Below are 9,233 nucleotides of genomic sequence, written 5' to 3' on the forward strand. Positions count from 1 at the left end.
TGTACCTCAGACGGCTGGAAATACTAAGTCTTGTCGGGCCGGCGTGCCCCGTGCGCCGTCGGTCGAGGGATGGTTACGCGAAGGATTCGGATAGGCGGGGCGAGCCGTGATCCTCGACCGCTACCTTGCCCGGGAGATCGGCGCCAACTGGGTGGGGGCGGCGCTGGTGCTGACCCTCATCTTCGCCGGCCAGCAGGTGGTTCGCATCCTGGATCGGGTGGTCAGTGGTGACCTCAAGGGGCCGGTGGTGCTGGATCTGGTGGGATATACCCTGCTGGGCAATCTCACCATTCTGCTGCCCTTCGCCCTCTACCTGGCCATCCTGCTCGGCATCGGCCGCCTCTACCGCGACAGCGAGATGGCCGCCATGGCCGCCTGCGGCTACGGCGAGCTGCAGGTGGCGCGCACCGTGGGCGCCTTCGCCCTGGTGGTGACCCTCATCAGTCTGGCCTGGGGCCTCTGGGGGTCCCCCTGGGCGGAGCGCTCCTTCCAGCAGACCTGGGAGGCCGCCTCGCGGACCACCGGCGTGGCCGGCCTCACCCCCGGGGCCTTCAATGAATTCTCCACCCGGGACGGCCCCGGTGTGCTCTATGCCGAGGGCGTGGAGCGTGACACCGGGGAACTCACCGGCGTCTTCATCCGGACACCGGCGCTGGAGGCCGGGGAGTCGGTGATCGTCGCCGCGACCGGGCGCCAGTTCCGCGATCCCCTGAGCGGCCGGCGTTTCCTGGAGCTGGAGGACGGTGCCCGGTACGAGGGGGAGCCGGGCCGGGGCGATTTCCGGATCACTGCCTTCGAGCGCCAGCGCGTCCACCTGCCGGCGCCGGACCCGGTGGTGGTGGATGACCTGGCGACGCTGCCCACCGCGGCCCTGCTGGCCAGCGACGACCCGGAATTCCGCGCCGAATTCCACTGGCGCCTGGCCATCCCCCTCTCCACCCTGCCGCTGGCGCTGCTGGCGGTCCCGCTGGCGCGCACCTCGCCGCGGCAGGGGCGCTACTCCCGGCTCTTCACGGCGCTGCTGCTGTTCATGCTCTACGGCAACCTCATGGGGCTCGCCCGGGGCTGGGTGGAGTCGGGCAAGGTGCCGGAGCCGGTGGGCCTCTGGTGGGTCCACGCCCTGGTACTCATCCTGGCCGGGGCGATGCTGGCCGGCGGCCAGCGGTTGCGCCAGCCCCGCAAACGGCCGAGGCGAACGCCGGCATGAGGCGCCTGGACCGCTACATCGCCGCCACCGTCATCGGCTCCACCCTCACCGCCCTGGCGGTGCTGCTGGCGCTCTACATCTTCATCACCTTCGTGGAGGAGGTGGGGGACGCGGGGGCCCTGCGCGCCCTCTGGTACACCCTGCTCACGGTCCCGCGCTGGACCGGCGAACTCTTCCCCGTTGCCGCCCTCCTGGGCGGGCTCATGGGGCTGGGCCGGCTGGCCGGCTCCAGCGAGCTGACGGTGATGCGGGCGGCGGGGATGTCCATGGGCCGGATTACCGGCGCGGTCTTCGCCGGCGGCCTGGTGCTGGTGGTGGGCGTGGTCGCGGTGGGTGAGGGCATCGCCCCCCACGCCAGCGCCGAGGCCCAGCGGCTGGAATCGGGGGGAGGGGGCAGCGCCCTGCGCCTGCCCGCCGGCGCCGTCTGGCTGCGCGCCGGCGCCTGGGTGGTCCACGCCGACCGGGTGGTGGATCGCGGCCACCTGCGCGAGGTTACCGCCTTCCGCTACGCCGGCGGGGGCGAACTCACCGCCATGGCGCGGGCGGCGGCCGTGCGCCACGACGGCGAGAGCTGGAGCTTCCGCGACGTCGCCCTGACCCGCTTCGGCGAGGGGCGCCTGGAGGTAAAGGAGCGGCCAGCCCTGGCGTGGGAGGGGGGGCCGGATCCCGCCATGATGGACCTGGTGACCACCGAGCCGCGCCTGCTGGGGATGGTCGACCTCTGGGACTACGTCGACTACCTGGAGGCCAACGACCTCAACAGCGACGCCGCCCGGCTGGCGCTGTGGCGCAAGCTCATCAGCCCCCTGACCACCGCCGGCATGCTGCTGCTGGCGCTGCCCTTCGTCATGGGCTCCCTGCGCACGGTGAGCGTGGGGACCCGGGTCTTCGTGGGAACGCTGGCGGGGATCGTCTTCTTCCTGTTCAACAACAGCTTCGGCAACCTGGCCGTGGTCTACGGCCTGTCGCCGCTGCTGGGCGCCGGTTTCCCCACGCTGGTGGTCTTTGTCGCTGCCGGGGTCATGGCCTGGCGGATCCGGAAGTAGGTTCCGGGCGTCGGACAGGCGCCGGTCAGACCGGCGAGCGAGGGCTCCCCTTGGGCAGGCGGACCACCCGCGTCTCCGAGAAGCGGTCCCGCCAGCCGCCGGGCCACTGATCGAGGACGACCCAGGCGAGTCCGGCCAAGGCCAGGAGATCGCCGGGGATCGCCGGGAGGAAGAGGTCCTCCGGTGCCAGCATCTTGATGACCCCGGCACCCAGCACGGCCCAGGCCGGCAGGGCGGAGAAGACGCGCAGGACCACCTGCAGCCAGCTCATGCCGCCGCCGGCCGCCGCCTCCACCCGCAGCCGCCAGGCGCGCATCCCCAGGGTCTGGCCGGCCCGCGTCCAGAAGAAGCCGAAGTAGGCGAATAGCAGGCCGAAGATCCAGGTGGCGTAGAAGGGGTTGTTGGCCGAGAAGGCCTGACCCTGGTTCAGCGGCAGGACCACGGCCGTGCCGATGAAGAGGATGGCGAGGCCCACCATGCTGTCGTAGAGGACGGCCATGGAGCGGGTGAGCAGGGTGGCGGGGGGCAGTGATTCGGACATGATCGGATCCTACCACGGTGGATGGCCGGCGAGGCTGCATGGACCGCCCCGGCTGGAGTACCCTGTGCACCCCGCGCCCGTCGGCGCCCGCGAACCCGGACAAGCGATGCTGACACGACTCGGAAACCCGGCCCTCCCCGACCACGAGCACCGCCGCCTCTTCGCCGCCCTGCAGGCGGTGATCCCCGACCTGCGGGGCCTGGGCGCGCGCCACGTCTACTTTGCCGACTTCGAGGTCCGCCCCGACGAGGCGGCCATCCAGCGGCTGGATGCCCTGGTGGCGGACGAGCCCGGCGGCAGCACGGCCCACGAGAAGGGCACCGCCCTGCTGGTGACCCCGCGGCCGGGGACCATCTCCCCCTGGTCCACGCGGGCCACCGAGATCGCCCGGCTCTGCAACCTGCACAACCTGCGGCGGCTGGAGCGCGGCCGGCTCTTCTGGCTGGAGCGCGCCGGCGGCGAGCTGGACGACCACATGGTCGCCGCCGTCGCCGGCCTGCTCCACGACCGCATGATGGAGGTCATCGAGCCGTGGGACCCGGAGACCGCCGGCGCCGGCCTCTTCCAGGACGCCCATCCCCGGCCGCTCTCCCGGGTGGACCTGCTGGGCGGCGGGCGCGCGGCGCTGGCCGCGGCGGACGCCGAGCTGGGGCTCGCCCTGGCCGATGACGAGATGGACTATCTCGTGGAGAACTTCCGCGATCTGGGGCGCAACCCCACGGATGCGGAGCTGATGATGTTCGCCCAGGCGAACTCCGAGCACTGCCGGCACAAGGTCTTCAACGCCGACTGGGTCATCGACGGCGAGGACCAGCAGACGACGCTCTTCTCCATGATCCGGGAGAGCTACAAGGCCAGCCCGGACGGCATCCTCTCCGCCTACAAGGACAACTCCGCCGTCATGGCCGGCCATCCGGCCCGGCGGCTGATGGCCGACCCGGACGGCGCCTACCGCTGGCGGGACGAGCCGGCGGACCTGCTGATGAAGGTGGAGACCCACAACCACCCCACCGCCATCGCCCCCCATCCCGGCGCGGCCACCGGCGCCGGCGGCGAGATCCGGGACGAGGCGGCCACCGGCCGCGGCTCCCGGACCAAGGCGGGGCTCTCCGGCTTCACCGTCTCCGACCTGCGCATCCCCGGCAAGGAGGAGCCCTGGGAGCGCGACCACGGCCGCCCGGAGCGCATCGCCTCGCCCCTGGACATCATGATCCGCGGCCCCATCGGCGCCGCGGCCTTCAACAACGAGTTCGGCCGGCCCAACCTGGCCGGCTACTTCCGTACCTACGAGCAGGATGCCCCCGGCCCCGAGGGCGTCGGCGTGCGCGGTTACCACAAGCCGGTGATGCTCGCCGGCGGCATGGGCCACATCCGCCGGGAGCTGGTGGAGAAGGGCGACATCCCCGCCGGGGCGCCGCTGGTGGTCCTGGGCGGCCCCGGCATGCCCATCGGCCTGGGGGGCGGCGCCGCCTCGAGCCGCACCGGCGGCGAGGCGGACGCGGAGCTGGACTTCGCCTCCGTCCAGCGCGGCAACCCGGAGATGCAGCGCCGCGCCCAGGAGGTCATCGACCGCTGCTGGGCCCAGGGTGAGGCCAGCCCCATCCTCTCCATCCACGACGTGGGCGCCGGCGGCCTCTCCAACGCCCTGCCGGAGCTGGTGGACGACGCCGAGCGCGGCGGCCGCTTCGAGCTGCGCGCCATCCCCAGCGACGACGCCGGCATGACGCCCCTGGCCATCTGGTGCAACGAGTCCCAGGAGCGCTACGTCCTGGCCGTGGCGCCGGAGCGGCTGGACGACTTCGCCGCCCTGTGCGAGCGCGAGCGCTGCCCCTGGGCGGTGGTGGGGGAGGCCACCGACGAGCGCCAGCTCTACGTGGGCGACGGCCACTTCGAGGAGCCGGCGGTGGACATGCCGCTGGACCTCCTTCTGGGCAAGCCGCCGCGCATGCGCCGGGAGGTCCACCACCACCCCTTCGCCAAGCCGGCGCTGAAGACGGCGGAAATTGAACCCGCGGCCGCCCTGGAGCGGGTGCTGCGCCTGCCGGCGGTGGGCTCCAAGTCCTTCCTCATTACCATCGGCGACCGCACCATCACCGGCCAGGTGGCCCGGGACCAGATGGTCGGCCCCTGGCAGGTCCCGGTGGCCGACGCCGCCGTCACCCTCGCCGACTACAGCGGTTACACCGGCGAGGCCATGGCGGTGGGTGAGCGCTCACCGGTGGCGGTCCTCCACGCCGCCGCCTCCGCGCGCATGGCGGTGGGGGAGGCGCTCACCAACCTCGCCTCCGCCCACGTGGAGCGGCTGGCCGGGGTGGCGCTCTCCGCCAACTGGATGGCCGCCGTGGGCACGCCGGGGGAGGATGCCGGCCTCTTCGACGCCGTGCGTGCGGTGGGTGCCGAGCTCTGCCCGGCGCTGGGCGTCTCCATCCCCGTGGGCAAGGACAGCCTCTCCATGCGCACCGTCTGGCAGGAGGGGGGCGAGGAGCAGCGCGTGACCTCGCCGCTGACCCTCATCGTCTCCGCCTTCTCGCCGGTGGCCGACGTGCGCCGCACCGCCACCCCGCAACTGCGGCCGGACATCGGCGGCGACCTCATCCTGGTGGACCTGGGCAAGGGCGCCAATCGCCTGGGCGCCTCCGCGCTGGCGCAGGTCCACGACCAGGTGGGCCACCACCCGCCGGATCTGGACGACCCCGAGGCCCTGCGCCGCTTCTTCGACGCCATCCAGGGCCTGCTCCACGAGGGGCGCATCGTCGCCTACCACGACCGCTCCGACGGCGGCCTGGCCACCACCCTGGCGGAGATGGCCTTCGCCGGCCGCTGCGGCGTGGAGGCGAGCCTGGACAGCCTGGGCGACGACCCGCTGGCCGTCCTCTTCGCCGAGGAGCTGGGCGCCGTCCTCCAGGTGCGCCACACCGATACCGACGAGGTCCTCTCCACCCTGCGCGAGGCGGGGCTGGGGCGCATGAGCCACGTCATCGGCCAGCCGGTGGCCGGGCACCAGCGCCTGGTCCTGCGCCACGGCGGCCGGGCGGTCATCGATGCCGAGCGCGCCGACCTGCAGACCCACTGGAGCCAGGTGAGCCACGCCATCCAGTCCCTGCGCGACAACCCCGACTGCGCCGACCAGGAGCTGGCCGCGGTGGCCGACGACGCCGATCCGGGCCTCTCGCCGCGGCTCACCTTCGACCCCGAGGCCGACCCCGCCGCGCCGCTCATCGGCCGCGGCGCCCGGCCGAAGGTCGCCATCCTGCGCGACCAGGGGGTGAACGGGCAGCTGGAGATGGCCGCCGCCTTCGACGCCGCCGGCTTCGAGCCGGTGGACGTCCACATGTCCGACCTGCTGGAGAGCGGCCGGGACCTGGCCGGCTTCGACGGCCTGGCCGCCTGCGGCGGCTTCTCCCACGGCGACGTCCTGGGCGCCGGGCAGGGCTGGGCCAAGTCCATCCGCTACCACGAGCGGGGGCGGAAGGTCTTCGAGGCCTTTTTCCAGCGCGGGGATACCTTCGGCCTGGGCGTGTGCAATGGCTGCCAGATGCTCGCCTCCCTGGCCGATCTCATCCCCGGCGCCGAGGGCTGGCCGCGCTTCGGCCAGAACACCTCCGGCCAGTTCGAGGCGCGGCTGTCCACGGTGGAGGTGCTGGAATCCCCCTCGCTCTTCCTGGCCGGCATGGCCGGCTCCCGGATCCCGGTGGCGGTCGCCCACGGCGAGGGCCGGGCGGAGCTGGACCCGGCCGGCGTCGACGGCCTGTTGGGCGATGGCCGCGCGGCCCTGCGCTACGTGGACAACCGCGGCAACCCCACCGAGGCCTACCCGGCCAACCCCAACGGCTCCCCGGGCGGGCTCACCGGCCTGACTACCACCGATGGCCGCTTCACTGCCATGATGCCGCACCCCGAGCGGGTCTGGCGCACCGCCCAGTTCTCGTGGCACCCCGACGAGTGGGACGAGACCGGGCCGTGGCTGCGGATCTTCCGCAACGCCCGCCACTGGGTCGGGTAATGGCCCGGCCTTCTACTGAACGCGAGGAGTACTGACGCATGAGCGCATCCCACGAGACCCCCGATCACCGCAGCACCTGGCTGGGCCTGGGGACGGCCTTCCTGCTGGCGCTGATCATCGCCGCCTGGCTGCTGAGCACCACCCGGCAGCCGGCGCCCTGGGAGGGGGCCGTCGAGCTGCGCACCCTCCCGACCATGCCGGCGACCGCCCTGGCCAAGCGCTTCGACGAGGCGGGCCACACCTGGCCGCCGGAGGGGCCGGTCCCCGCACTCTCCGTGCGCACCATGCCCTCGGACATGGGCGACCTGCGCGCGCCGGAGCGCAAGGCGCTCTTCTTCCGCATCATCCTGCCCCTGGCCATCGCGGAGAACCGCCGCATCGAGGCCCAGCGCGACTTCATCCGCTCCGCCCTGAACAACGGCCGCCCGGCGCCGGAGAGCGCCGAGGCCGCCCGCCTGGCGGAACTGGCCCGGGAGTACAAGGTGGATCCGGCGCTGCCACCCTCCCAACTCAAGCGCCGCCTGCTCCACCGCGCCGACACCCTGCCGCCGGCCCTCATCCTGGTGCAGGCCGCCAACGAATCCGGCTGGGGCACCTCCCGCTTCACCCAGCAGGCCAACAACCTCTTCGGCGTGTGGACCTACAACCCCGAGGAGGGGATCCGGCCCACCCGCGCCGGCGCTGGCACCACCCACAGCGTCCGCCTCTACCGGGACATCCAGCACTCCGTGCGCGGCTACATCCACAACATCAACGCCGGCCACGCCTACGCCGACCTCCGGGAGCTCCGCGCCCAGCGCCGGGCCAGCGGCAACGGCGTCACCGCCCACGCCCTGGCCGCCGGCCTGGAGCGCTACTCCGAGCGCGGCCAGGAATACATCGACGAACTACGCTCCATGATGGTGAACAACGACCTCCGCGACATGGGCCTGCGCCGCCTGGCGCTGGCCGACTGACTCCGCTCGACTGCCCCTCCTAATTGGGCCAGGGACGGCCTTTCCATTCCGATTGCCGGCAATGGTCGGCGTTGCTAGCGTGGGCCTGAACTTCCCAGATAACACAGTGTGCCGTCCGTCATCTGGATCCGGAAGCGGGGGTGGTGGGTGCTTCATTTGACTGCAGGCGTGACGTGACACCGTACAGGAAGTTGGCATGCATCTATAAATGCCCACATGTGGCCGAAGTGGAGGTGGAGCCTATTGAGAATGAGACGGGTTGGGCTCCTTGAACTGACCCCCTTCCGAACTGCACAGGGTATAGTGCGGGTAACAGGAGGGTACGATGAGCGAAGAAGCACCGGTGAAGCGCTGGACCGCCAAGCGCAAGACGGCCGTGGTGATGGAGATCTTCAAGGGTAAGACCACGGTCGCGGAGGTAGCGCGGCAGCATGATCTGACCGTCTCCGAGGTCGAGGCCTGGATGGACGAGGCCCAGAAGAGCATGGAGAACGGCTTCCGGTCCCGGCCCAAGGATATCCGCGAGCAGTACGAGTCGGAGCTCCGCGAGACACGGGAGGCGCTGGGCGAGGCCCATCTGCAGATCTACGCGTTAAAAAAATACAAGCGCCTGCTCGACGACGAGGAGAGCTCGTAAGGTCGGTGCAGGCGGAGATGGCGGCTGAGGGCCGGCCGGTGCCGTTGGCGAAGCTGTGTCGCTGGTTGGGCGTTCCCAGACGCTCGGTGTACTACCGGCCGAAGCGGCGGTCCCGACCGCTCAACGAGCTTCTGGTGGCACGTATCAAGGCCAAGCTGGAGCAGTTCCCGACCTACGGGTATCGCCGCCTGGCGGCGATACTGGGCGAGAACCGGAAGCCGGTCCAGCGGGTTCTGCAGCGCAAGGGCTGGCAGGTCCGGAAGCGGCCCCAGGGCCATCGGCCGCGGGCTCGGAGTCTGCCCTCGGTGGCCAGCCGGCCGGATGAACGATGGGCCACTGACCTCACGCAGGTGTGGTGCGGCAAGGACCGCCGAGCAGCGCTGGCTGTCGTCATCGACTGCTGCACCCGTGAGGTGCTCGGCTGGCGGCTCTCGAGTCGGGGCAACAGTCCCACGGCCGAGGCGGCCCTGGAGGAGGCGCTCATCGAGCGTCACGGTGTTCTCCAGCGAGTAGCCCGGCCATTGGCGCTCCGGTCCGACAACGGGCTGGTATTCAGCTCCCGGCAGTACACGGCGACGGTGAGGGCTTACGGTCTGACCCAGGAGTTCACGACGCCGTACACGCCGGAGCAGAACGGCCTGATGGAGCGCTTCTTCCGGTCCCTGAAGGAAGAGTGCATCTGGCAGCACCGATTTGAGTCGCTGGGCCAGGCCCGGACGGTCATCCGCCAGTGGATGAAGTACTACAACGAGCAAAGGCCGCATCAGGCCCTGGGCTATGCGGCCCCACGGGCACACCCCGCATTAAGCGCGTGAGGTGTGCAGAAACCAGGGGGTCATTACA

7 protein-coding genes are annotated in these 9,233 nt (G+C 71.6%); 6 read left to right on the forward strand and 1 reads right to left on the reverse strand.

The window, feature by feature from the left end; genetic code table 11:
• Positions 1-106: 106 nt before the first annotated feature.
• Complete coding sequence (gene lptF / locus BM272_RS05470; protein ID WP_093427746.1) at positions 107-1,207, forward strand: LPS export ABC transporter permease LptF; 1,101 nt, start codon at positions 107-109, stop codon at positions 1,205-1,207.
• Positions 1,204-2,253: an LPS export ABC transporter permease LptG gene (gene lptG / locus BM272_RS05475; RefSeq protein ID WP_093427747.1), complete on the forward strand. Its 1,050-nt coding sequence runs from the start codon at positions 1,204-1,206 to the stop codon at positions 2,251-2,253. Before lptF ends, lptG begins: the two co-directional genes overlap by 4 nt.
• Before the next feature lie 25 nt (positions 2,254-2,278).
• On the opposite strand, the gene BM272_RS05480 is transcribed toward lptG, so the two are convergent.
• Positions 2,279-2,794, reverse strand: coding sequence for an RDD family protein (locus BM272_RS05480; protein ID WP_093427748.1), 516 nt, complete (start codon positions 2,792-2,794; stop codon positions 2,279-2,281).
• Positions 2,795-2,900: 106 nt separating this feature from the next.
• On the opposite strand from BM272_RS05480, the gene purL reads away from it, so the two are divergent.
• The 4 genes from purL to BM272_RS05500 all read left to right on the forward strand — a co-directional run bounded on the left by purL (position 2,901) and on the right by BM272_RS05500 (position 9,205).
• On the forward strand, positions 2,901-6,797 hold the full coding sequence (purL, locus tag BM272_RS05485) for a phosphoribosylformylglycinamidine synthase (protein WP_093427749.1): 3,897 nt from the start codon (positions 2,901-2,903) through the stop codon (positions 6,795-6,797).
• 38 nt (positions 6,798-6,835) lie between these two features.
• Positions 6,836-7,753 (forward strand): glucosaminidase domain-containing protein, encoded by a 918-nt coding sequence (locus tag BM272_RS05490; RefSeq protein ID WP_093427750.1) that lies wholly within the window; start codon positions 6,836-6,838, stop codon positions 7,751-7,753.
• Between the two features lie 325 nt (positions 7,754-8,078).
• A complete protein-coding gene (locus BM272_RS05495; RefSeq protein ID WP_093427751.1) occupies positions 8,079-8,390 on the forward strand; it encodes a transposase in 312 nt (103 codons plus the stop codon).
• 5 nt (positions 8,391-8,395) lie between these two features.
• The gene (locus tag BM272_RS05500) at positions 8,396-9,205 is read left to right on the forward strand and encodes an IS3 family transposase (protein WP_275886929.1); all 810 of its coding nucleotides are present in this window, start codon (positions 8,396-8,398) and stop codon (positions 9,203-9,205) included.
• Positions 9,206-9,233: the final 28 nt, after the last annotated feature.

The organism is Thiohalospira halophila DSM 15071 (assembly GCF_900112605.1).
Classification (GTDB): domain Bacteria; phylum Pseudomonadota; class Gammaproteobacteria; order Thiohalospirales; family Thiohalospiraceae; genus Thiohalospira; species Thiohalospira halophila.

What these genes read in the sequence shown, in the direction of transcription:
- BM272_RS05490 (WP_093427750.1), top strand. Translation starts at nt 6,836, where the DNA reads ATGAGCGCATCCCACGAGACCCCCGATCACCGCAGCACCTGGCTGGGC.
- BM272_RS05480 (WP_093427748.1), bottom strand. Translation starts at nt 2,794, where the DNA reads ATGTCCGAATCACTGCCCCCCGCCACCCTGCTCACCCGCTCCATGGCC.
- purL (WP_093427749.1), top strand. Translation starts at nt 2,901, where the DNA reads ATGCTGACACGACTCGGAAACCCGGCCCTCCCCGACCACGAGCACCGC.
- BM272_RS05495 (WP_093427751.1), top strand. Translation starts at nt 8,079, where the DNA reads ATGAGCGAAGAAGCACCGGTGAAGCGCTGGACCGCCAAGCGCAAGACG.
- lptG (WP_093427747.1), top strand. Translation starts at nt 1,204, where the DNA reads ATGAGGCGCCTGGACCGCTACATCGCCGCCACCGTCATCGGCTCCACC.